This is a genomic window from Caldalkalibacillus thermarum, assembly GCF_014644735.1.
GTDB classification, from domain to species: Bacteria; Bacillota; Bacilli; order Caldalkalibacillales; family Caldalkalibacillaceae; genus Caldalkalibacillus; species Caldalkalibacillus thermarum.
On the sequence record NZ_BMKZ01000037.1, the window covers coordinates 1 to 21,582 of the forward strand.

22 protein-coding genes and 14 tRNA genes are annotated in these 21,582 nt (G+C 46.9%); 23 read left to right on the plus strand and 13 right to left on the minus strand.

The genetic code is table 11. From position 1 onward, the window contains the following. A partial coding sequence (locus IEW48_RS12920) for a helix-turn-helix domain-containing protein (protein WP_188624145.1) occupies positions 1-68 on the minus strand: 68 nt, incomplete at its 3' end. Between the two features lie 287 nt (positions 69-355). On the opposite strand from IEW48_RS12920, the gene IEW48_RS12925 reads away from it, so the two are divergent. From IEW48_RS12925 to IEW48_RS12985, 13 genes are all read left to right on the plus strand, one after another. Further along, positions 356-449, plus strand: a tRNA-Ser gene (locus IEW48_RS12925). 6 nt (positions 450-455) lie between these two features. Then, positions 456-532 (plus strand) — tRNA-Glu (locus IEW48_RS12930). A gap of 4 nt (positions 533-536) precedes the next feature. After that, positions 537-612, plus strand: a tRNA-Val gene (locus IEW48_RS12935). 28 nt (positions 613-640) lie between these two features. After that, a tRNA-Met gene (locus IEW48_RS12940) sits at positions 641-717 on the plus strand. Between the two features lie 23 nt (positions 718-740). Next, a tRNA-Asp gene (locus IEW48_RS12945) sits at positions 741-817 on the plus strand. A gap of 87 nt (positions 818-904) precedes the next feature. Beyond that, positions 905-980, plus strand: a tRNA-Phe gene (locus IEW48_RS12950). 32 nt (positions 981-1,012) lie between these two features. Then, positions 1,013-1,088: transfer RNA gene (locus IEW48_RS12955), tRNA-Thr, on the plus strand. Positions 1,089-1,099: 11 nt separating this feature from the next. Continuing rightward, a tRNA-Tyr gene (locus IEW48_RS12960) sits at positions 1,100-1,184 on the plus strand. A gap of 20 nt (positions 1,185-1,204) precedes the next feature. Continuing rightward, a tRNA-Trp gene (locus tag IEW48_RS12965) sits at positions 1,205-1,278 on the plus strand. Between the two features lie 14 nt (positions 1,279-1,292). Then, positions 1,293-1,368 (plus strand) — tRNA-His (locus tag IEW48_RS12970). 11 nt (positions 1,369-1,379) lie between these two features. After that, positions 1,380-1,454: transfer RNA gene (locus IEW48_RS12975), tRNA-Gln, on the plus strand. Between the two features lie 9 nt (positions 1,455-1,463). Continuing rightward, a tRNA-Gly gene (locus IEW48_RS12980) sits at positions 1,464-1,538 on the plus strand. Positions 1,539-1,558: 20 nt separating this feature from the next. Then, positions 1,559-1,632 (plus strand) — tRNA-Cys (locus tag IEW48_RS12985). A gap of 523 nt (positions 1,633-2,155) precedes the next feature. Here IEW48_RS12985 and IEW48_RS12990 read toward each other — a convergent pair. Beyond that, entirely contained in the window at positions 2,156-3,472 is a 1,317-nt protein-coding gene (locus tag IEW48_RS12990; RefSeq protein ID WP_188624119.1) for an IS1380 family transposase, read from the minus strand. Positions 3,473-3,728: 256 nt separating this feature from the next. Here IEW48_RS12990 and IEW48_RS12995 point away from each other — a divergent pair. The 3 genes from IEW48_RS12995 to IEW48_RS13005 all read left to right on the plus strand — a co-directional run bounded on the left by IEW48_RS12995 (position 3,729) and on the right by IEW48_RS13005 (position 5,093). Then, a tRNA-Leu gene (locus IEW48_RS12995) sits at positions 3,729-3,815 on the plus strand. 166 nt (positions 3,816-3,981) lie between these two features. Continuing rightward, positions 3,982-4,917: a tyrosine-type recombinase/integrase gene (locus IEW48_RS13000; RefSeq protein ID WP_188624120.1), complete on the plus strand. Its 936-nt coding sequence runs from the start codon at positions 3,982-3,984 to the stop codon at positions 4,915-4,917. After that, the gene (locus IEW48_RS13005; RefSeq protein WP_188624121.1) at positions 4,914-5,093 is read left to right on the plus strand and encodes a hypothetical protein; all 180 of its coding nucleotides are present in this window, start codon (positions 4,914-4,916) and stop codon (positions 5,091-5,093) included. Before IEW48_RS13000 ends, IEW48_RS13005 begins: the two co-directional genes overlap by 4 nt. Positions 5,094-5,420: 327 nt before the next feature. Here IEW48_RS13005 and IEW48_RS13010 read toward each other — a convergent pair whose 3' ends face one another. The 7 genes from IEW48_RS13010 to IEW48_RS13040 form a co-directional block, all read right to left on the minus strand. Continuing rightward, a complete protein-coding gene (locus IEW48_RS13010) occupies positions 5,421-5,591 on the minus strand; it encodes a hypothetical protein (RefSeq protein ID WP_188624122.1) in 171 nt (56 codons plus the stop codon). 110 nt (positions 5,592-5,701) lie between these two features. Further along, positions 5,702-5,992 (minus strand): hypothetical protein, encoded by a 291-nt coding sequence (locus tag IEW48_RS13015; RefSeq protein WP_188624123.1) that lies wholly within the window; start codon positions 5,990-5,992, stop codon positions 5,702-5,704. A 736-nt stretch (positions 5,993-6,728) separates the two neighbouring features. Further along, a complete protein-coding gene (locus IEW48_RS13020) occupies positions 6,729-7,127 on the minus strand; it encodes a hypothetical protein (protein ID WP_188624124.1) in 399 nt (132 codons plus the stop codon). A gap of 349 nt (positions 7,128-7,476) precedes the next feature. After that, positions 7,477-9,597 (minus strand): phage/plasmid primase, P4 family, encoded by a 2,121-nt coding sequence (locus tag IEW48_RS13025; RefSeq protein ID WP_188624125.1) that lies wholly within the window; start codon positions 9,595-9,597, stop codon positions 7,477-7,479. A 62-nt stretch (positions 9,598-9,659) separates the two neighbouring features. Next, positions 9,660-9,992, minus strand: coding sequence for a hypothetical protein (locus IEW48_RS13030; RefSeq protein WP_188624126.1), 333 nt, complete (start codon positions 9,990-9,992; stop codon positions 9,660-9,662). 52 nt (positions 9,993-10,044) lie between these two features. Next, positions 10,045-10,266, minus strand: a complete 222-nt coding sequence (locus tag IEW48_RS13035) for a helix-turn-helix domain-containing protein (RefSeq protein ID WP_188624127.1) — start codon at positions 10,264-10,266, stop codon at positions 10,045-10,047. A 321-nt stretch (positions 10,267-10,587) separates the two neighbouring features. Next, the gene (locus IEW48_RS13040; RefSeq protein ID WP_188624128.1) at positions 10,588-11,361 is read right to left on the minus strand and encodes a sigma-70 RNA polymerase sigma factor region 4 domain-containing protein; all 774 of its coding nucleotides are present in this window, start codon (positions 11,359-11,361) and stop codon (positions 10,588-10,590) included. Between the two features lie 249 nt (positions 11,362-11,610). Between IEW48_RS13040 and IEW48_RS13045 the strand changes: the two genes are divergently transcribed. Continuing rightward, on the plus strand, positions 11,611-12,978 hold the full coding sequence (locus tag IEW48_RS13045) for a D-alanyl-D-alanine carboxypeptidase family protein (protein WP_188624129.1): 1,368 nt from the start codon (positions 11,611-11,613) through the stop codon (positions 12,976-12,978). 46 nt (positions 12,979-13,024) lie between these two features. On the opposite strand, the gene IEW48_RS13050 is transcribed toward IEW48_RS13045, so the two are convergent. Next, complete coding sequence (locus IEW48_RS13050) at positions 13,025-13,696, minus strand: B3/B4 domain-containing protein (protein ID WP_188624130.1); 672 nt, start codon at positions 13,694-13,696, stop codon at positions 13,025-13,027. A 158-nt stretch (positions 13,697-13,854) separates the two neighbouring features. Between IEW48_RS13050 and IEW48_RS13055 the strand changes: the two genes are divergently transcribed. The 4 genes from IEW48_RS13055 (at position 13,855) to IEW48_RS13070 (ending at position 16,381) form a co-directional block, all read left to right on the plus strand. Then, the gene (locus IEW48_RS13055; RefSeq protein WP_007503291.1) at positions 13,855-14,037 is read left to right on the plus strand and encodes an H-type small acid-soluble spore protein; all 183 of its coding nucleotides are present in this window, start codon (positions 13,855-13,857) and stop codon (positions 14,035-14,037) included. A 113-nt stretch (positions 14,038-14,150) separates the two neighbouring features. After that, positions 14,151-14,582 carry a ribonuclease HI gene (rnhA, locus tag IEW48_RS13060; RefSeq protein ID WP_188624131.1) on the plus strand — a complete coding sequence of 144 codons (432 nt, stop codon included), beginning with the start codon at positions 14,151-14,153 and terminating at the stop codon, positions 14,580-14,582. A gap of 80 nt (positions 14,583-14,662) precedes the next feature. Then, positions 14,663-15,820, plus strand: a complete 1,158-nt coding sequence (gene queG, locus IEW48_RS13065; protein ID WP_188624146.1) for a tRNA epoxyqueuosine(34) reductase QueG — start codon at positions 14,663-14,665, stop codon at positions 15,818-15,820. Between the two features lie 18 nt (positions 15,821-15,838). Continuing rightward, complete coding sequence (locus IEW48_RS13070) at positions 15,839-16,381, plus strand: methylated-DNA--[protein]-cysteine S-methyltransferase (RefSeq protein WP_188624132.1); 543 nt, start codon at positions 15,839-15,841, stop codon at positions 16,379-16,381. Positions 16,382-16,452: 71 nt separating this feature from the next. Here the strand turns inward: IEW48_RS13070 and IEW48_RS13075 are convergent, their stop codons facing one another. The 3 genes from IEW48_RS13075 to IEW48_RS13085 are packed head-to-tail and all read right to left on the minus strand — an operon-like array spanning position 16,453 to position 19,039. After that, a complete protein-coding gene (locus IEW48_RS13075) occupies positions 16,453-17,238 on the minus strand; it encodes an ABC transporter permease (RefSeq protein ID WP_188624133.1) in 786 nt (261 codons plus the stop codon). Positions 17,239-17,241: 3 nt separating this feature from the next. After that, entirely contained in the window at positions 17,242-18,036 is a 795-nt protein-coding gene (locus IEW48_RS13080; protein WP_007503303.1) for an ABC transporter permease, read from the minus strand. Beyond that, positions 18,029-19,039 (minus strand): ABC transporter ATP-binding protein, encoded by a 1,011-nt coding sequence (locus tag IEW48_RS13085; RefSeq protein ID WP_188624134.1) that lies wholly within the window; start codon positions 19,037-19,039, stop codon positions 18,029-18,031. The genes IEW48_RS13080 and IEW48_RS13085 overlap by 8 nt, the downstream gene beginning before the upstream one ends. A gap of 260 nt (positions 19,040-19,299) precedes the next feature. Here IEW48_RS13085 and argC point away from each other — a divergent pair, with 260 nt between their 5' ends. Further along, complete coding sequence (argC, locus tag IEW48_RS13090) at positions 19,300-20,337, plus strand: N-acetyl-gamma-glutamyl-phosphate reductase (RefSeq protein ID WP_188624135.1); 1,038 nt, start codon at positions 19,300-19,302, stop codon at positions 20,335-20,337. Between the two features lie 20 nt (positions 20,338-20,357). Next, on the plus strand, positions 20,358-21,578 hold the full coding sequence (gene argJ / locus IEW48_RS13095; RefSeq protein ID WP_188624136.1) for a bifunctional ornithine acetyltransferase/N-acetylglutamate synthase: 1,221 nt from the start codon (positions 20,358-20,360) through the stop codon (positions 21,576-21,578). Positions 21,579-21,582 lie beyond the last annotated feature (4 nt).

Genomic DNA, 21,582 nt, shown 5'->3' on the forward strand with positions numbered 1-21,582 from the left:
AATGTTTTATGGATCAGATTTTGTTGTTTTTGATTGGGATACAGGCGAAAACGATACGCTTTCTGCATAGATTTTCCCTCCTGGTTTTAATATACCATTTCTGTTTCAGAAGGAAAACATATGTTTGCTCCGATTCATCCCCCACTTACACTTCGTTTAGAAGTGGGGGTCTTCTCGGAAATTTATGATAAACCTGAAAACATCCTGATTTACAAAACATAATAACATAGGATAATAATGGATCTTTTGAAAAAAAATTACTCTCATCTTAACGGTTGACTAACCGCAAAAGACATGTTATATTATTATCTGTCGTCGCCGGTGGACAGCATTAAAAAACACCGGTATATAGCAAGGAGAGGTGTCCGAGCTGGCCGAAGGAGCACGATTGGAAATCGTGTAGACGGGGATAACCCGTCTCGAGGGTTCGAATCCCTCCCTCTCCGCCATAACGTGGCCCGTTGGTGAAGTGGCTTAACACACCGGCCTTTCACGCCGGCATTCAGGGGTTCGAATCCCCTACGGGTCACCAATGTGGAGGGTTAGCTCAGCTGGGAGAGCACTTGCCTTACAAGCAAGGGGTCGGCGGTTCGATCCCGTCACCCTCCACCATCTTTTTTGCTTGGTGTTTAGCCAATGGCGCGGGGTGGAGCAGTCTGGTAGCTCGTCGGGCTCATAACCCGAAGGTCGCAGGTTCAAATCCTGCCCCCGCAACCAATATTATTGCCATTTCTCGCTGTGGAGCTGTGGTGTAGAGGCCTAACATGCCTGCCTGTCACGCAGGAGATCGCGGGTTCGAATCCCGTCAGCTCCGCCATTTATTTTCATTGGCTCTAAAGATTATGAATCACAAAAAAGCAATTGACAGCATCTGAAATCCTGTGTTATATTAACTACTGTCTCTGGCTCGGTAGCTCAGTCGGTAGAGCAGAGGACTGAAAATCCTCGTGTCGGCGGTTCGATTCCGTCCCGAGCCACCACTTAAGATTTTGATAAACAGTCAAGCATGCGTGCCGGTGTAGCTCAATTGGTAGAGCAACTGACTTGTAATCAGTGGGTTGGGGGTTCGATTCCTCTCGCCGGCACCATATTCACACGTGGAGGGGTAGCGAAGTGGTCAAACGCGGCAGACTGTAAATCTGCTCCCTCTGGGTTCGGCGGTTCGAATCCGTCCCCCTCCACCATCTTAAAGAGATCATATTGCAGGGGCATAGTTCAATGGTAGAACGGCGGTCTCCAAAACCGCAAATGTGGGTTCGATTCCTACTGCCCCTGCCATTTAAAATAACGTGGCGGCTGTGGCGAAGTGGTTAACGCACCGGATTGTGGCTCCGGCATTCGTGGGTTCGAATCCCATCAGTCGCCCCATACTTCACTGTTGGGCTGTAGCCAAGTGGTAAGGCAACGGGTTTTGGCCCCGTGATGCGCTGGTTCGAATCCAGCCAGCCCAGCCATCTATACGAGCGGAAATAGCTCAGGGGTAGAGCACCACCTTGCCAAGGTGGGGGTCGCGGGTTCGAATCCCGTTTTCCGCTCCATTTTTACATTTATTTAAAGTGGCGGCATAGCCAAGTGGTAAGGCAGAGGTCTGCAAAACCTTTATCCCCGGTTCGAATCCGGGTGCCGCCTCCACTCCAAAAACCATAAATACGCGACGGCAATTACGCAACCCCTTCTGTTTCAACTTTGCATTATAAGATAATGCAAGTTGGAAAACGGAAAGGTTTTTTATTTTGTCCATAAGAAGGAGCGTTATTTGCACTATAGTAGATCATTCAATGTTTTTGGCCTCAGAGAAGTTATGCTGCATAAAATAACCGGGGTATATACATACTTGTTAAAAATGGATTAAAAATGGACAAAATAAGGAAAACTAAGGTAAGAAGTTAATTTATTTTAGATGATTCTTGACGATACCCTGCCCAAAATTTGGTGCGGTTATACATGAAAAACAGGTTGACCCTGAATTATTCATACTTCCAATGAAGATTTAATTTGATACCAAATCCAATGATTTTTTGTTATCTAAACAAGTAAGAGCTGTTAATTTCGATAAATATGATAAATGATAAAGGTGAATGGTAGTAAAATCCTGATTTTGGGCATACTACCCCCTTGGTCTTTCATCCTTTTAAAAAACAGCTATTCAATTGAATTATTCTAGCTTAAGACGTTGAATTCGCTGAAGTACTTCCCAAAAGAATTTTTGGTACACAAAACTAGAGGACAATTTAAAGTAGATGGATCGTCCTGATTTTACTAATTTACTCGCAACTTTAATAATTCTTGTACGAATGGTCTCGATTTGCATACTTTTCCGTCCTTTTGGAAAGCAAAGGGTACGTAGCCAATTCGTTAGGTTGTACGCTAATAGACTTAACATCATTTTGACTTCATTTACCTGGAAAGAATGGCTGTTCATTTTATCCAGATAAAAACCGTTTTTAGCTTCCTTGATATAGTTCTCCATCGTCCCTCTTTTTTGATAAGAACGAACGATAGTTTCTGGAGTGAATGCATCTTTTAAATTCGTTACAAAAAAGGAATGGGTAAAAAACAGTTCACCCGCAGGACGAACAGATTGTACGATGACTTTTCTTGACTTCGACCATGATTTTGCCTGGTATTCGATTTCCTCATAATAGCATTCAGACATGGAAACATCTGATATCTCCGTTGCTGGATGTAATTCATCTGCCATTCGCTGTAAAATAGCGTTTGATTTTAGACGAATCACGTAATAGACAGACTCATCTTCACATAAGTCATACAAAGCCGGGACAGCAAATCCACTATCTCCACGTAAAAACGGTGTGGTTTCTGGAAATTTTTCATTGTAGTGTTCAATAAGTGGTTTTACAAAATCAACGACACCATTGGAAGTATAAACATTTCCTGGTCGTAGCTTCGCTTTAAGGAAATCGCCAGTGATACCATCAAAAGCAACTAACGGATGAAAACCGACCGTTCCATAATGAGTATTGTACGATGCCGATTCTTGTTCACCATATGTGTCAGCATGTGTTGAATCCAAGTCAAAGATGATTGCTTTGGATCCCCTGAATGTATGTACTTTATCTAAAAGCTCTTGGTTCGCTTGATTTAATTGTTCCATGGATTCGTTATCAAATCTTGTGTAAAACCGAGATAAACTTGGTTGAGAAGCTAAGGCGTCGGTCCCGATAATTTGTGTGAAGACAGGATCATTCGTCAATTGATCAGCACTGTCATCTTCAGCATAACCAGCAATGATTTGATAAATCTTTTGACGGAGTAAATTTTCATTCGAATGAACATGGTATTTTCTATCGTCTTTCAAATGTAGATGTCGAGCCAAGGTTTTAGAGAATCCGATTTTCTCGTCGAATTCCCTAAAGATAAATTCACCTGTATCAGAAGAAAGAGAACCCCCATCATTTGACAATTTAATTTGACGATTGAAATCTAACGTTAATTGCGGTAAAGTAGCCATTATAAGAATCCTTTCTGTGGTTATTTTGTCGTGATTTAACTTTAACAGAAATGGATTCTTTTTTCATTTATTTGATGCATGATCAATTCGGTTGAAATGCTTGATAGATAGGCATTAGAAAGTAATCAAAAGTTTTCTATGAATAATTCAGGGTTGACTTATGTTTGCGTCCGTGATATATTATTCATTGTCGACGGACACCCACGACTTTTGTGGTAATGCATCTTGAATAATTGCGTAATACCAACAAAAATGTGCCGGTGTGGCGGAATTGGCAGACGCGCACGACTCAAAATCGTGTTCCCTTTCGGGAGTGTGAGTTCGACTCTCACCACCGGCACCAATCCCAATCATATCAAGACTTTAGAGATTCGCAGAAAATTCAGACAAAAAGATTTAAAACACTAAATCGTGTTACCCTGAATGGGGCATGTTAAAGGTCACTCGATTCCGCTGTTAATCAACCTCTTTTGCGACTGCCTGAACAGTTCGCGAGGGAGGTTTTTATTATGTCTGAAATGGTGTCAGCCACAGAACATGATGTTACCTGGCAGGAGGCTATGACGGAGTTTCTGGCTATTAAACAGGCTTCGGGCGTTCGTCCGGCTACATTGCAGGGATACCGCAACCATATTGAACGCTTTTTCCGGCAGTTTCGCGGCACATGGAATGATGAACAGCGATTGAAGCGCGGTTTGATTAAGCATCTTTCGGAAAATGTCAGTCCTTACACCTATAACCTGCGGTTGGTCTATCTGCGGGCTTTTCTGGATTGGTGTGTCTCGGAACAATATTTGAGCGTCAATCCATTAAAACAGTTTAAATCAAGGAAAACATCTGAACGTATTGTTGACATACCGGATGAGACGTTGCAACAGCTTTTGCGCCTGCCGGACTTGAAAACCTATTGCGGATTAAGGGACTATGCCTTGATTTTATTGACACTGGATACGGGCATCCGTCCCGCTGAAGCTTTCAGATTGAAACCAGCCGATATTGACATCAAGACACGTCAAGTGACGATACGTGAAGATGTATCCAAAACCGGTTTGGGCAGAACGTTATACATTCTGCCGGAAACCGCCAAAAGCATTCAAAAGCTGTTGCATATCCGTCCCGCAAATTGGGCTAATGCGCCGCTGTTTTGCAAGGAAGATGGCCAACCAATGGACAGGCATTGTTGGAACAAGCGCATTAAAAAATATGCCCAAACGCTGGGCATTAATCTTCGTCCATATGATTTGCGCCATGCTTTTGCCATCCGCTTTTTGCGCAATGGCGGTAATGTCTTTGCCTTGCAACGTATCCTGGGGCATACCGACATGTCAATGACAAAAAGATATGTTTATCTCACTCAAAATGATTTGCGCGATGTGCATGCCCAATCCAGTCCAGTGCATAAGCTGTTGCCCAAAAAGACGCGCATTAGGAGGCTGGACAAGTGAAGATTTACCGCCTTCCTGATGACGCGCTTAACCGTCTTTTAATGATTGCCAGGGAACACACTAAACTTGCCTTAAGAGCTATGAACAAAAAATGTCCACCTGAGGAAAGGAAGCGCATCTTGAAACAGATTGAGCACTTGCGCCAGGAAAGGGAACGCCTGTTGGATTCGCAATAGAAGCGGGGCACACCCGCTCCTTTTTTGTTTTCATCAGGCAAGGGGTTTGTATTAAACACAATCCCCCTGTAGGGGGGTTCCGATTTCCAGAAGCCTCTTGCCGGTAACCGCACGGGCAGTCTTCTGCGAACAAAATTCCCTTTATTACATTAAAGGGGTAAATCATTAAAAAGGCTGGATTAAATCAAGCCCATAACGGACTAAGTTTAACTTAGGGCTTCGTCTTAAATTCGGACAAAGCAGAAAAAGAATAAGGACGTGACACCATTGGCACGTCCTGTGAGGTAAGCCAAAGTTACCTCATATGGGATAGCTTCAACCGACACCCTATAAGGGACGTGATTGTGAATCATCCCCTGATGTATCTGCTGTTTTTACACCTTTGCATGGGGTTGTTTTGGTGTGTTTTCGTGATGTGCGCTTATGCAGTTTTATTACAAAGTCCACGGCCACCACATAAGCCACCAGCAACAGAAAGAGTAACAACTCACTCCACATATGACCATCTCCTTTAGGGGCTGGGATTTCTCTTTTTTTTGTGCGTGAAGTTGCGTGTTTTAGGGACTGCGGATTATGCGTCCTTTTTTAGGGCGTTACTTTTGTTACCATTAAAGCTCTATCACACCATAATCAGCAGGATTTAATCCTTTGGCCTTTAAGCTGGAGACATAGTTATCCAGCATCTCCTGGGCTTCGTCCCTGCTGATACATAAAGCTTTGGCTATATCCTCAGCGCTGAACAATTCCCTTCCTCGACCAAACGCTATTTTAATGCCCACTTCAATCTGTTCCATCGTCATGCCATTACGGATGCCAGACTCTATCACTTCCCTAATCTCTGCTTTACTGACCTGATAACGTTCAGCATACTTGCGAACCAGTTGCTCAGCTCTGTTCATGTTGACCACCTCTTTTTTTAGTGTCCTAAGTTGTTCAAAGTGCCTTTTTTATATTCTCGCAAACTCTCACACAGGGATTATCTCTCTTTTTTTAGTGTTCGTTTTTGTTCTAACTGGCCTGTGTCCACACTGGCACCCTAACTTAAACTGAAACAAAGGATGTCCCGCTTTACCAGTGCATGGGGTTTGTTTTGGTAACCTCCGGTTCATCCTTCAGTGCCTTGATTGTGCTATCCATCTTGTGGGCTAACCGTGATGTGAGCTTGTGCAGTTTCAGTATAAGCTTTAACGCTATCAGATAAGTTATCAGCGACACAAAGAGTAACAATTCACTCCACATATGATTACCTCCTTTTTAGGGACTCCGGTTTCTCAGATTGGACTGCTTCTTTTTTTAGGGCTCGCATTTCTCGCCTTACACCCTCTATATGGCCACTAGAATCCTCTGTAAGCCGTTTTTATGCTAAGCCAATAGGGAGATATTAACTCTGCACAAAAGTCTGTCTATGAGGCTTATAGACTTAATACAGGGCATCCTTTTTTTAGGGCTACCAAAAGTGCCAATTATGGACTCAATAGAACACCAGTCTTTTGAGTCGCTCCATGTCGTATTCCAAATCAGCATAAGCTGTTAGGATGTCCCTGGCCACTTCCTCTGGAGCACAGTTCCTGAGTTTGGCTGTTTTCAGCAACGTTTGAGTTGTTTTGTCATCCAGTTAAATCTGTAGCATCCTTTTCACCTCCTGACAGCCTGAATGTACCTTATAGCCTTCTGCAATGCGGTTGTGAAGCTTGTCCCGCTATAGATGTCCTTTGTCGCTGTTGGTTTGCCTTTGGTGTATGTCTCCCGCCATACTTGCCATGTCGTTCCTTGTCGCTCCATATACACGGTCATCTCATAGCCAACGTCACGCCTGACAGTGGCAAAGTAGATTTCACCAGGAACGCCTATGACAAAGCCAGCCTGTTTAGCTTCTTTGTCACACAGATAGGCTATCACCTCCCGCTTGTGTTGGAACAATAGCTCTGCCTGTTCACGAGGCATCTGTTTGGGAACACCCAGCCTGAAACCGTCTGTTTTGAGCATATACCCTATATGGGTATATTGTTGGATAATATCGGCAATTTCTGTCATGATATGGTTTCATCCTTTCTGGTATAAGACGTTTTTGAGGCTGAAAAGACGTTTTTTAAGACGTTTTTTTAAAAAAAGCGTCATCGCCGAAAACCCTTGTGTCTCAAGGGGTTGAACGCTGTTTGGATGATGGGTAAGACGGAAAAGACGGGGTTTTTCACACTTAGCCAGAAACACCTTGGTCATTTTTCTTGGGAAGCCGTTTCTCCCTAAGTAGGGAAAAAACCGTCTTAACCGTCTTAAAATCGCTATAAAGCTTGTCGTTAAGCGGTTTGTGGCACTTCAAAAAACGTCTTAAACCCGTCTTAAAACCGTCTTATTGGCTTAAAAAACGTCTTATGAATTACAATTATATCCATATATACCCTCCCCTTGTGTCGAGGTTGTCGTGATTGGCAAGACAGATACCCTTCCACTTCCTTATGCCGCTGTTCTTGTCTTCCTTGATACCAGTAACAACCTCTTTCAACCGCCTGTTGAATCGGTTCCTGCCCAGCGGCCGCATGCCGTTTTCCTCACAAAAAGCCTGGTATGCTTCATATAATTCTGTTTTGGGAACAGCGGCATCATCGTCCACCAGACAGCACTCATTAACAAACGCTGTGACATTGTCCACATCCTGGCGGTACTGCTCAACCATATTGTGAACAGTCTCACTGTGGCTAAAGTCGCCTTGGCTGTCCAAACGCCGCAATCCTTCCACGGCCAGGTTGAGCAAGCCGCTTAATTCTTCTGGTGTGGTCAGTTTGTCCAAAAGCTTCTTGTCCGCCTTTTTCCCTTCAAAACGGTTAGGGAACGGCACAATCAGCCAACGCCTAAAATATCCATCCGACACATCCAAGCTGGACGGCAGTTCATTGGCACTGAACACCAGCTTGGCAAACGGTTGATAGTAAAAGGGGTCTTTGCCTTTTCGTTCGGCATCAATCGTATCCCCTGAAACAATCGCTTTAAACACACCACTGTTTTCCACGGCTTTGTGGCTGATGTCGGCAAATGTATTGACCAACTTGCCTTGTAAGTCGGCACGTTTCCACCGGCTGTCAGCCAGTTCCTGAAAGGGAACAGAAACAGCATTTTCCTTACCAACTAGCGCGGTAAGCAGATGGATGAACACACTTTTGCCATTGGCTCCCGTGCCGGTCAGCATAAGGGCCTTTTCGTAGCGTGTGTGTGTAACCAGGCAATAGCCCAAAAACTCCAGGACAACCGGTATCGCATCGCCAGGCATCACTTCTTGCAAAAATTTTTGGATATGTGGGCACTTGGCATTGGGATGGTACTCCACAGGCAATTGGATGGTACTCAGCCGCTCGTGGGTATGAGGCAATAACTTCCCGCTTCTCCAGTTCAAAAGCCCATTGCGTACATTGATAAGTCCGTCATCGGGGTTAAGTCGGTCTGTGTCAATCAGTGCTGAACGCTTGATATAGGCAATTGTTTCGGCTTCCCTGTTCTGGCGGTATTCAATGCCTAGACGGTCTTGGCACAGTTTTTTCACATACCAGTCGCCGTTATCGGGCACATAGACACCATCCTGATAGATGAAAAGCTGTTGAGTGTCAAAAAGTACAGGAACATCCCTCATGATGTCCTCTGCCAGCCAGGCAGGAACAAACTTCCCGCCGTCAAAGTATTTTTGGCGGACGACATCCCTGCCGCCTTCAATCACGGTCAAGGGAGCGGGGGGCTCATAGGTTTCTGCCTCCTTGGCCAACTCCCATAATTCCTTTGGCGTATGACCGGCTTTCAGCCAATCATAGACGTCTCCCTTTTCCGGCACGTCCAGGTTCAGCCATTTCATGCTGTTCACAAACGGCTTCAACGCTTGCGCTACCTGTATCATGTGCTTTTTGCCAACTTCATCATTGTCTGGAATGAGGATGACATCAGCACCCTTGAAATAAGCGTTATACGTCTCATCCTGTGGCCATTTGCCTGCGCCTCCGGCATTGGTGGTGGCAGGGCACTGGAAAGCGCTCAGCGCATCAGCACATTTTTCCCCCTCCACCACAAAAACAGGATTCCCCGCCTCAATGGCTCTGATGAGCAAAGGCAAGTTGTAAGGTACAGGTTTGGCGTGTCCTTTTCCTGTGTACCATTGGCCATCCTTATGGTGATACTGAACGATACGCTTCCCCTGTGGCGCATCATCCCTGGCAACCATTAGCACGGGGTTTCCTTCTGCGTCCGTATAGACATATTCATGCTGGTGTTTGCGTTGCTTGGGTTTACTCTTTAGGTCACCACCCAAACGTTTGACCAGTTCCTGCACTGTCCCGCTCCCGCATCCGGCAAAACAGTGCCAGACGCCTTTTTCCACATTGACAGTAAAAGAAGGATTGCGGTCATCGTGAAACGGGCACCTGGTCATGCCTTGGACGCCTTTCCAACGGATGGGATGAGGCAAGAGGTTTTCCAGTTTCGCTTTTAAATCAAAATCGTTTGTGATATGATAAGGATAAGTCATAATGAGTGTCTCCTTTCATTTCTTTTTTGGTAGCCGGTACTAAACAGCACCGGCCTTGTTGTTTAGAATAAAGCCAACTGTTCAATATGTTCCTGCGGTTCGGCATCGCCTGTCCAGTATTCCAATGGACAGACAATCTGTTCACCATGCCCATAGTCGACAAGCTTGCCGTGCCGAAGGAAGTCGGCCAGGGAAATGGTGTATTCCCTTGTTCCGTCTTCTATCAGCCGGATGGTATGCACATTCCTGCGTCTGAGTGTCGGCACGACAGACGCCTGGACGGCATAGCCATCGTATTTCTCAAAATAGTGGCGACTGCTTTTGACTGGTTTGATAAAAACGCCTTTTTCTGTATAACCGATAACTTTGCCTTTTACTTTGACAGGTAAGCGCATAGTAAAACCTCCTTTTCCCGCTCCGGCTTGTTTGGGAGCGGGAGTTTTATTTTTAAATCTCCACCAGTTCCATTGGTTTTGCCCATCCCCGCTCATCAAACAAGCGGTCTTCTTCAATGCCAAAATACAGGCTTACATTTTTCCGCAACTTTGGATATGCGGCTCTGTGGTGTCTTTCAATCTGAACAATGATAGTGGGGCTGATGCCTAGGTTTTCAGCCAGTTCCTTTTGGCTGATACCGCGCATCCTGCGGAGATATTCGAGCTTGGTCATGGTTGTCACCTCCTGTTTTGGACAATATTGAACAAAACAAAAAGGACACCAATCCCGCGTCTGCGGTGATGGTGTCCTCCGGTTGTCCGGTCGGACTATCTGTATTTGGTTGTTCCCTCAGGCAAGAATTATTCGGTTTTTAATTATATGGATTTATTACTGTCTCAACTTTGGTTAGTTCCCTTAGCACTGGTAAACATACTTATCCACCACCAATATATCAAAAAAGTGCCACCTATGTCAACAAACTAAGCAAAGAAAAAAACTTTCATAAATAGTTGGCGAGTGTACGACATTTGCATGACAAACATATGTTTCGATTTATTCATTTTGTAGCAAGTCTTCTCGTAAATATGGGGGCAACTCGGCCAAAAGTTTCTGCATTATCCTTTTTCGTTCTTTTTCTTCTTTCTCTGATTTCTTCTTTATATCACTATACCTGTTTGTTCCTATCTCCTTCAGTTTTCTTTCAAGCCAATGACTGTCCGGAAAAAAATCTAACCATAAGCCCTCCCATTCTGGATAGGATACCGGTAAATAATTGCTATCAAGCCTCATCCTTCGTTCTTCTTCCCATGACAATCTCATGCTATTTCTGTCGTGAAACCATTTAAATTCCTCCCAGATAACCTGAAAAGCATCTGCTTTATCAACTAGCTTTCTTTTTCCTCTGTATACAGCTTTTTTAACTTGGTCGATAGTTAAATCAAGACGCTGGGCCGCCTCTTTCTGTTTCAGTCCTCTGATTTTGTGCCAGTATAAAACTTTATATTCTGTTTCAGTAATGATGCCTTCTTCGGCTAATTTACGAAAAAACGCTTTAAACCAGTTTCTTTCTCTCACGATTGCTTTACGCGGGAGACTCTCGTCAATAAGTGTATTTTTCACTTCAAAACTCACCTGCCACTGCCATCTTATACATCTATTATACAATAATCCTTGCCAAAGATAATGACTCATGTTAAAATGTGGACAGGTCACACGATTCACCACATTTTCAGTCAAGGGAAAAGGCTTAATCGTGTGTCCCTGAAAAATGGCAGTCGCCAAAAAAGGTTGATATAAAGCGGTTTTTGGGAATTGGCAGACGCGCACGACTCAAAATCGTGTTCCCTTTCGGGAGTGTGAGTTCGACTCTCACCACCGGCACCATCTACCACCATACATAACGCTTGCTTAACGCGGTTTCTTGTATGACTAAAATACAAGGAGTCGCGTTTTTTATTTTTAGCCTTCGTAAGGGAAAAACTGGATCTGTGTTTACTGATAAGGAGGGGTCAAGTATAATAAATAAAGATTGATAGCGGAAATAGCTCACACGGTGATGATGATGGAGTGGAAAAAATGACTGCTAAACACCCTATCCGTTTTTGCCTGCAATGGATCCTTATCATTTCTATAATCCTTACAAGCATTGGTACGTTTCCTTCAGCCTCACAAGCATCAGACATTGACCAGTATCCGTTTACGGCCGAGGGAATTGTCTTGATGGACGCTAAAACGGGAGAAATATTGTACAGCAAAAATGCGGAGCAAACATTTTATCCGGCCAGCATCACTAAAATCATGACGGCAATTCTCGCTTTGGAATCGGGACAACTGGACGAGTTGGTTGTGACGTCCGAACGGGCCAGGCACGCCATTGGCAACCGGATTTACCTGGCCGAAGGGGAAGAAAAACCTCTGCTTGACTTGGTGTATGGTTTAATGCTCAATTCGGGAAATGATGCGGCCATTGCCATCGCGGAGCATTTAGGCGGCAGTGTAGAAGGTTTTGCTGAAATGATGAATGCCAAAGCAAAGGAAATTGGCGCAACGAATACCCATTTTGTCAATCCACATGGCCTCCATGATGACGATCACTATACAACAGCACAGGATATGGCTAAAATTGCCCAGTATGCCCTTCGCAATCCGTTGTTTCGCCAAATTGTGACCACCAAAACAATGCCGTGGTTTGGTGAAGAATGGCACTCCAGTTTGGTCAATACCAACCGCCTTCTATGGGATTATGAGGGGACAACAGGTGTGAAAACCGGTTATACCAGCGCTGCAGGGCAAACATTCGTTGCATCGGCTGAAAGAGAAGGGACCGAACTGATAGTTGTCTTGCTTAAAGCGAGTCAGCGAAACAATCTGTGGCAAGAAGCAATTGTGCTCTTAGATTACGGGTTTGAACACTATGAAACTGTGAAAGTGCGGAGCAAAGGGGAATACGTCACCGAAACACTTTACGGGCAGGAACATGTCTTTCAGCTTGAACAGGATGTTTACATGACCCTTCCCAAGAATGGCCAAGAAGAGATCCAATGGGATGAACACTTGGAATTAACCTATTCAACGCCCCCGTTTGTTAAAAATATGCTGGCCGGTCATTTGGTCCTGACCAGAGAAGACGATGTTCAGGTCCAGGCACCTGTCCGCTACCTGTATTCCCGGGAGTTACCAGAAGCTACTAACGTCAGTGCGGATGCTAAAGCCAGTGTGAGCACACAAAGTTTGGATGACGAGAACCAGCTGTTCGTGGCCGTGGAAGAGCTGATCGACGATGGTATGAAAAAGAGCATTGTTTCTGTGATGGCCCGTTGGTGGTATCTCTCACTGTTTGTCATCTTGGCCATTTACTTGTATCGGCGCAGACGGCGCAAAAGGGCAGCAACAGGGACATGGGCTCCCCATAGCCGTTCTAATCACTGGCCTCCAGCCTCCTGAGCCGGAGGCTGTTTCCTGTAACTAACCCCAGAAAACTAGCAGCTGGCTAAATAACCTTCATGTCCACCACGTCTCCCCCGTTCATCTGTACAAAAAGATCTGCTATAGCCTGCAGCACGGACAGGGGATCTTGATCGTCTTTTTGACGGTCGGGAAGATAGAGAATGTGGAGCATATTGGTCGTGCTGAGAGTTGTTTTGGTCCGGTCCGCGTCAATGATCGGGCTGCCGAATGGTCCTCTTTGATCGGCTGTGATCCACTTGCCTTCGGCGGAAGTTTCTTTGCCTGCCAAAGAGACATAGGTTTCACCAGGAAGCCCCAGGCGCATGGTCAAGTGGCTTCCAGACAGCTGATCGGCGTCATAGAGCCCGCAAGGCATGAGATAGTACAATGAGACGAAATTATTGACATCAGCAGCGGAGTGAATGAAAGGAAAAGGCTTGCCTTGCAGCACGCGGCGCAACAAAGCTTCTGAACTTGGACGGTACTTGGAAGGGGAAATTCCCAACGCTTTAAAACATTGGCGAAAATAGTCAATCTGGGGGATCTGGCTGATGTTGGCCAGCTCATGTTCCGTCTTTAATTGCTCCAAAAACAGCTCAATCCGTCCCTTTAGCATTTTGGGGGACTCAGAAACGGTTGCGCCTCGGTAGCGAATCAGGCCGATTTTCAAGTGGGGAAGTTTAGACGTGATGATTTCATCAATGGTTAATTGCACTTTTTACACCTCTCTGTTGCGGGATCTTTTTCCAACCCTTTTGTTCAAAGTATAGCGGACCTTCCTCTACTTGTGAACCTCATCACCTCCATCAAGTGCATACTTTTCACTTGTCGGCTCATACTGTAAATAAAGATCCTAAGAGGAAGGTGTCAGCCATGAACGTTGGACGAGCCAAACAGATCGTGGAGTCTACGGATGAAATTGTTGTTTTACACCATGGAGAACCCATTTGGATCCAACGGGTGGATGAAGAGCGGGGAACCGCTCGCATTTATCCTTGCGACAATCCGGAACAAGAGCGTGAGGTTCCAGTTGAAGAATTGGTGGAAAAACATTAAATTCATACGAAAAAATTCATACGAAAGGCCTGCGGCGAATCCGCTGGTCTTTTTTCTTGCTTGCACCAGAGGACAGAAAGCGTTATGTTGAATAAAAAAGGAGTCGGTGCTGCATGAAGGAAGTGACCATTTATACAGATGGAGCCTGTTCCGGCAATCCTGGCCCGGGGGGATGGGCAGCCATCTTAATTTACGGCCAGCACGTCAAAGAGCTGAGTGGTGGAAGTGAATACACGACAAACCAAAGGATGGAACTGACGGCAGCGATTGAGGGGTTGAAAGCCCTTAAAGAACCGTGTAAGGTAAAACTGTACAGTGATTCGGCCTATATGGTCAACGGATTTCAGCAAAAGTGGTACACCAAATGGGAACAAAACGGCTGGAAAAACAGCACCGGACAGCCGGTGGCCAACAAAGAACTGTGGCAAGCCTTGCTGGAACTGACGCGCAAGCATGAAGTGAGCTTTTATAAAGTCAAAGGTCATGCCGATAACAAATGGAATAATCGGTGCGATCAGTTGGCCGTGGCAGCTATTCCAAAATAATCACTATAATTACCCGAGACACAACTTACATCTTAGAGAAAGGAGGGAGCGCCATGGGGCTGGCTCAAACTGAACAGCGTATTGACCTCAGACAATTAAAACAGGAGATTATCGAATACAGCCGCTCGATCGGCATTGATAAAATCGGCTTTGCTTCTGCTGATCCCTTTGACGAATTGAAGCAGCGTTTGCTACGCCACCGGGAACTGGGTTATGAATCCGGTTTTGAGGAACCGGACATCGACAAAAGGACCACGCCCACTAAAATTTTACCGGAAGCCAAATCGATTATTGCCATCGCCCTGGCGTATCCTTCCCGCCTGAAAAATCCGCCCCGGTCCAGGAAAGGGGCTTACCGGGGCATCCTGTGCCGGGCCTCATGGGGGCTTGATTACCACCATATTTTGCGGGATAAGCTAATCAAGCTGGAGGCATTTATCAAAAGTAAAGTGCCGGATGCCCGCTGTGAATCGATGGTCGATACCGGGGCTTTATCTGACAGGGCCGTGGCCGAGCGGGCAGGTATTGGCTGGAGCGGCAAAAACACCGCCATTATTACCAAAGAATTTGGTTCCTGGGTGTATCTGGGCGAGATGCTGACCTCCATTCCCTTTGAGCCTGATCAGCCCGTCACTGAATCGTGCGGCAGCTGCACCAAATGTCTTGACGCCTGTCCGACCGGTGCTTTAGTGCAGCCAGGCCAACTGGACTCCACCAAATGCCTTGCCTATTTGACGCAGGTTAAGAATTTTGTGCCTGCAGCTTTTCGGGAGAAGATGGGCAACCGGTTGTATGGTTGTGACACGTGCCAGGTGGTGTGTCCCGTCAACCACAAGAAAAACTTTACCCACCATCCGGAAATGGAGCCGGATCCGGAGGTGGCCAAGCCCCTGTTGAAACCATTGTTGCGTATGAGCAAACGGGAGTTCCGGGAAAAGTTTGGCCCCACTTCATCAGCCTGGCGCGGGAAAAAGCCCTTGCAACGCAATGCCATTATCGCTTTGGGTAATTTCAAAGATGAATCAGCTGTTCCCGAACTGATTGATCTTCTGCACAATGATCCCCGTCCAGCCATCCGGGGCACAGCGGCCTGGGCCTTGGGCAAAATCGGGACAGAAGAAGGGCGGCAAGCACTGGAGGAAGCCAACCGGCAAGAACAGGATGAGCAGGTACTGGCGGAAATTGAGCAGGCCTTAGGCATGTTTGAAGAAACCCACTCACCTCAAGGCCGTCAATAAGGAGTAAAGGACAGAAATATGTCTACAACCTTTAATATTTACTATGCGGAGCTGGAGACACCGGTGGGGATGTTAACCTTGGCCAGGACAACAAAGGGGCTGTGCACGATTGATTTTGGCCGGGGAGAAAACACGCTGGCCACATTGGCCGCTTGGGCGCGCAAACATTTTCTGTTTGACCGCTTGGTTCATGATCAGGAAGCTTTAAGAGAAGAACAAGAGCAGTTGCATGAATATTTCACTGGAAACCGTACCCGCTTTCAATGTGAGTTGCATCTTGTGGGCACGCCGTTTCAGAAGCGGGTCTGGCAGGCCTTGCTCACCATCCCTTATGGCGAGGTGCGTTCGTACAAAGAGATTGCCCAGCAAATCGGGACACCCCAAGCGGTACGGGCCGTGGGCGGAGCCAACAATAAAAATCCCGTGCCCATTATTGTCCCTTGCCACAGGGTGATCGGTTCCAATGGGACATTGGTCGGGTACGGCGGCGGTCTGGAAATTAAACGGCAGCTGCTCCTGTTGGAACAGGCACCGCTTAACCTTGAAGCCAATTCAGTTTAAACAGAAACCAGACTGAAGGCCTCTTTCAGCAGAGGCCCTCTTTTATTATGTTCCGCCAGGCAAAAGACAGCCTAGTTTCCGGCTCCGCGGTAACGTTTCACGCCTTGATTCCATACCCAAATCGACAAACTTAAAAACAACAAGCCAACCAGCGGTGTAAGAAAGGCATATCCATACCACTCTTCCCGCCCCAGGAAGTACGCAGAAGGATAGACGCCCACAAAGGCGAAGGGCAGAATCCACGTCAGCACAAAGCGGATGACCCGGTGGTAAATATCTACCGGGTACCGCCCGTAGTTGGCAATATTGTACATCATGGGCATAATATCGGTCCGGCTGTCGGACCAAAAGCTGATGCTGGCCAAACAGACAAATACTCCGCCGTAAATGCAAGCCCCGCCCAGCACCATAAACAAAAAGATGAAAGGATCATACCAGGCCACACTCAAGCCCAGCTGAGCCCCGGCATAGAGCATAATAACCAGGCCAGTGACCGCGCCAAACAATGACTCCAGCTCCATACGCTCCAAAATCACTTGAAACAGGCTGTGAATGGGACGGGTCAAGATACGGTCCATTTCACCTTGGACAATATAGCGCTCATTAAAATCCCAAATGTTGAAAAAGGCGGAGAAAATGGCATAGGGAACAAGAAAGAAACCGTAGATAAACAGAATCTCTTCCCGGCTCCAGCCGTTAAGCAAGGGGGTATGGCTGAAAACGACCAAAATGAACACCAGATTAACCGCTTGAAACAGCAAATCAGACATCAGTTCCACAAAGAGATCCACCCGGTAAGCCATTCTGGTTTTCAGATACTGCAAGGTATAGTGCCAAAAAATGGAGAGATCATACATGGCCTACCCTCCTTGGACCACGAGTTGTTTTTTGGCCAGGAGCCACAGCACTTGAAGAGGAACGACGAGCAATGCGGCCCACAGTGCCTGGAACAGGATGGCACTCCAAACTTCTTGGCCGGTAAATGCTTCGGTAAAAATCATACTGGGAATGTAACTGATGGCCTGAAACGGAAGATACCCCATGACCGTTTGGGCCCAGCCCGGATAAAAGGAAATGGGCAGGATCAGGCCCGAAAACAGGTCAATGGCAATCCGTTTGGCCCGGATCAAACCATCATTGTTGAAAAAGAAAAAGGTTAACAGACCGGTCATCAGGTTCAGCTGCGTATTAATGATGAAACTGAACACCAGGGATAGAGCGAACATGAACCAGGTCCAGCCGCTGGCCGAAAAATCTAAGGGAAAAACCAGCCAGACAATCAACAAGCCGGGAGCTGAGAAGAAAAAGAGGCGGAACAGCCCTTCCCCCAATCCTTGCATGGTTTTCATGGTCAAGTAGTGATAGGGACGGACCATTTCCACCGCGACTTTTCCTTCCCGTATCTCCTGGGCAATCTCCCGGTCAATGTTGTTAAAATAGAAGGCCCTGGCCATCCAGGCCACCGCCACATACGTCGTCATTTGGGTGACCGTTAATCCCCCCAGCGATTCCTGCCCGCTGTAGATAGCTGTCCACAAAAAATAATAGGCCCCGATGTTGATGCTGTAGATCAAGATGCCGCTGTAATAATTGGTGCGGTAAGCCAGCATCATCAAAAAGCGGATGCGGATCATCTCCAAGTACATGCTAACCATGCTTGATCCCTTCTTCATAGATGTTGCGGATAATTTCCTCAGTGGAGACCTGGTTGACTTGCATATCCAAAATCTTAAAGTGTGCCGTCACCTGACGGATCAGTTCGGCAATCACTTGTTCATTGCGCACCTTGGCTACCCACAGATTTGCTTTTTCACCAGGTGACCATTCCACCGGCAAGTGTGTGGTGATTTGCCGGAGGGTTAATTGGTCGACGGACTGGCCGAAGCGGAACTGCACTTCTTTCCCTTCTGCCCACTGCTCTCGTAAGCGCTCCAGCTCACCGTCATATATAATCTTGCCCTCATCCAGCATGATCACCCGCTCGCACAAAGCTTCAATATCGGTCATATCGTGGGTGGTCAGCATAATGGTGGTGTTGTATTTACGGTTAATTTCCTTCAGAAACTCCCTGATTTTAAGCTTAACCAAGACATCCAAGCCGATGGTTGGTTCATCCAGAAACAACAGAGGAGGATTATGGATCAGGGCAGCAGCCAGTTCACACCGCATGCGCTGGCCAAGGGACAGCTTGCGCACCGGTTTGTCCAACAGGGATCCGATGTCCAGCGTCTCGATGACATGGCTCATGTGTTGCTCATAGTCCTCGTCCGAAACCCGGTATACCTTTTTTAACAAGCGAAAAGACTCCTGAACAGCAATGTCCCACCACAGTTGGGAACGCTGCCCGAAGACCACGCCGATCGTGCGCACAAACTGTTCCCGCTCTTTATGGGGATTCATCCCGTTGACCCGGATATAACCGGAAGTGGGCGTTAAGATGCCGGTCAACATTTTAATGGTGGTGGACTTGCCTGCGCCGTTTTCACCGATGTAGCCCACCATTTCTCCCGGCTGGATCTGAAAACTGATACCGTCTACCGCAGAGATGATTTTATAACGACGGGTCAATAAATCCCGAAACGCACCTGTCAGACCTTTGCGGCTGGAATATGTTTTAAACTCCTTGCGCAAGTTTCGCACTTCAATAATGGGTTGCATCGCTGATCTCTCTCCTTTGAGTGCTCCAACTACCATATTACTGCAAACCGTCGGACAATAAAAGGCGTATCTATTCCCTGTTTTTCTCAATTTTGCCGGGGTGGGGAGCCAACACCCAAAATAAAATTGTACTCCAAAATTTTTTTAAAAGGGATTGAATAATAATACAAAAGAAAGTATAATAATTCACTAACAACGTGGTTTAATTGCAGAGACTGAAAAAGAGACATAAACAAAAATGGAAATGGGAGTGGAGCAAGTTGAAGGTCGCGGTGATCGGAGGAACGGGTTATGGAGGGGTGGAGCTGATTCGCCTCCTGGCCCATCATCCCCATGCAGAGCTCTCTGCCGTACTTTCCCATACACAAAGCGGTAAAGACCTGGTGGAAGTTTATCCTCACTTGACCGGCATTGTTGAGCAAACAGTGCAAGCCCTGGATGTGGAACAGTTGGCCGAAACACATGATCTGGTCTTTTTGGCCACCCCCTCAGGGGTAAGCAAGGATATACTGCCCCAATTGGTGGAAAAGGGGATCCGCTGTATTGATTTGGCAGGTGACTTCCGGTTAAAGGATCCCCAGTTGTATCCCCAGTGGTATCACCACGAACCAGCCTCTGACGCTTACTTGCAAAAAGCGGTGTACGGATTGAGTGAGATATACAGAGAGGAGATTGCCCAAGCCAAGTTTATTGCCAATCCCGGCTGTTATCCGACAGCCGCTTTGTTGGGGCTGATTCCTATTTTGAAGGCAGGGTGGATTGATCCGCACACGGTGATTATTGATGCCAAATCGGGGGTCTCCGGAGCCGGGCGCAAGCAGTCCTTAGCCACCCATTTTTCAGAAACAAACGAAAACCTGAAGGTGTATAAACTGGGCGTCCATCAGCATATCCCGGAGATTGAACAGATTTTGTCCAATGTGGGACAGCAAGAGGTGAAGATCACCTTTGCCACCCACTTGGTGCCCATGACCCGGGGCATCATGTGCACCATGTATGTTCAGCTGAACGAAGGGAAAACAACCAAGGAGATCATCGACTTGTACCACAGTTTTTATGAACGGGATGCTTTTGTGCGTATTCGTCCTGAAGGAGTATGGCCGGCAACCAAAGAGGTGTACGGTTCCAATTATTGTGACATTGGCTTTGCCCATGACCAGCGCACAGGCCGCCTGGTGATTGTTTCAGTGATCGATAACCTGGTGAAAGGGGCAGCCGGCCAAGCCATTCAAAATATGAATATTATGAATAACTGGGATGAAACAACAGGCTTAAACGTCCTGCCTGTCTATCCATAGAGAGGAAGAGGAGAGACACCATGAATAAGATCGGCATCATTCAACAGGTTGAACACGGGAGTGTGACGCTGGCCAAAGGTTTCCAGGCTGGCGGTTTGCATTGCGGGCTGAAACGGAAAAGGAAAGATTTAGGTTGGATTTACTCGGAACAACCGGCTGCGGCCGCAGCTGTGTATACCACTAATGCTTATCAGGCGGCACCTTTGATCGTCACCCGCGAAAGCATTGCTGTGGAGCAAAAGATCCAAGGTGTTGTTGTCAATTCAGGGAATGCCAATGCTTGTACCGGGCAGCCCGGTTTGGCGGACGCTTATGAAATGCGCAGGCTCATGGCAGACCAGTGGGGCATTGAAGAACACCTGGTGGCTGTCGCCTCCACGGGTGTAATTGGCGAGCGTCTCCCCATGGAAAAGGTAAGGGCCGGGATTGCCCAGTCCACCCGCCACGAGTATCAAGGGGTAGAGCGTTTTGAGGAAGCGATCCTGACTACAGATACGCGTACAAAACATTTTGCGGTGCAACTGGAAGTGGACGGCCAGGTGATAACGATTGGGGGAGCAGCTAAAGGTTCGGGCATGATTCATCCTAACATGGCCACCATGCTGGCCTTTATCACCACGGATGCTTGTGTGGAACAACCTTTTCTGCTGGAGGCCTTGCGTGAAGTGACCGATCAAACTTTTAACATGATTACGGTCGATGGAGACACCAGCACCAATGATATGGTCCTGGTCTTGGCCAACGGTAAGGCTAATCATCAGCCGTTAACCCCTGCTCATCCCGACTGGGAAATGTTTAAGAACGGGTTGGCAATGGTTTGCCGGGAACTGGCCAAGCAGATAGCCAGAGACGGGGAAGGCGCGACCCGCTTAATTGAAGTCACGGTGAAAGGGGCTCCCAGCGAACAGGCAGCCAGAGGGATAGCCAAAGCGATTATTGGTTCCAATCTGGTTAAAACAGCCGTTTACGGAAAAGATCCTAACTGGGGCCGGATTGTGTGCGCCATTGGGTACAGCGGTGAGACGTTTGATCCGGAACAGGTGCAGGTCAAGATCGGTCCGGTAACGGTGGTCGATCAGGGCTTGCCGGTTCCATTCAAGGAGGAAGATGCCCAGGCGGCTTTGGGAGAAGAGACCGTGACCATTGAGGTGAACCTCAACATGGGAGAGGGCACAGCCACTGCTTGGGGCTGTGATTTGACCTACGACTACATTAAAATCAATGCCCTGTACCGGACCTGACAGA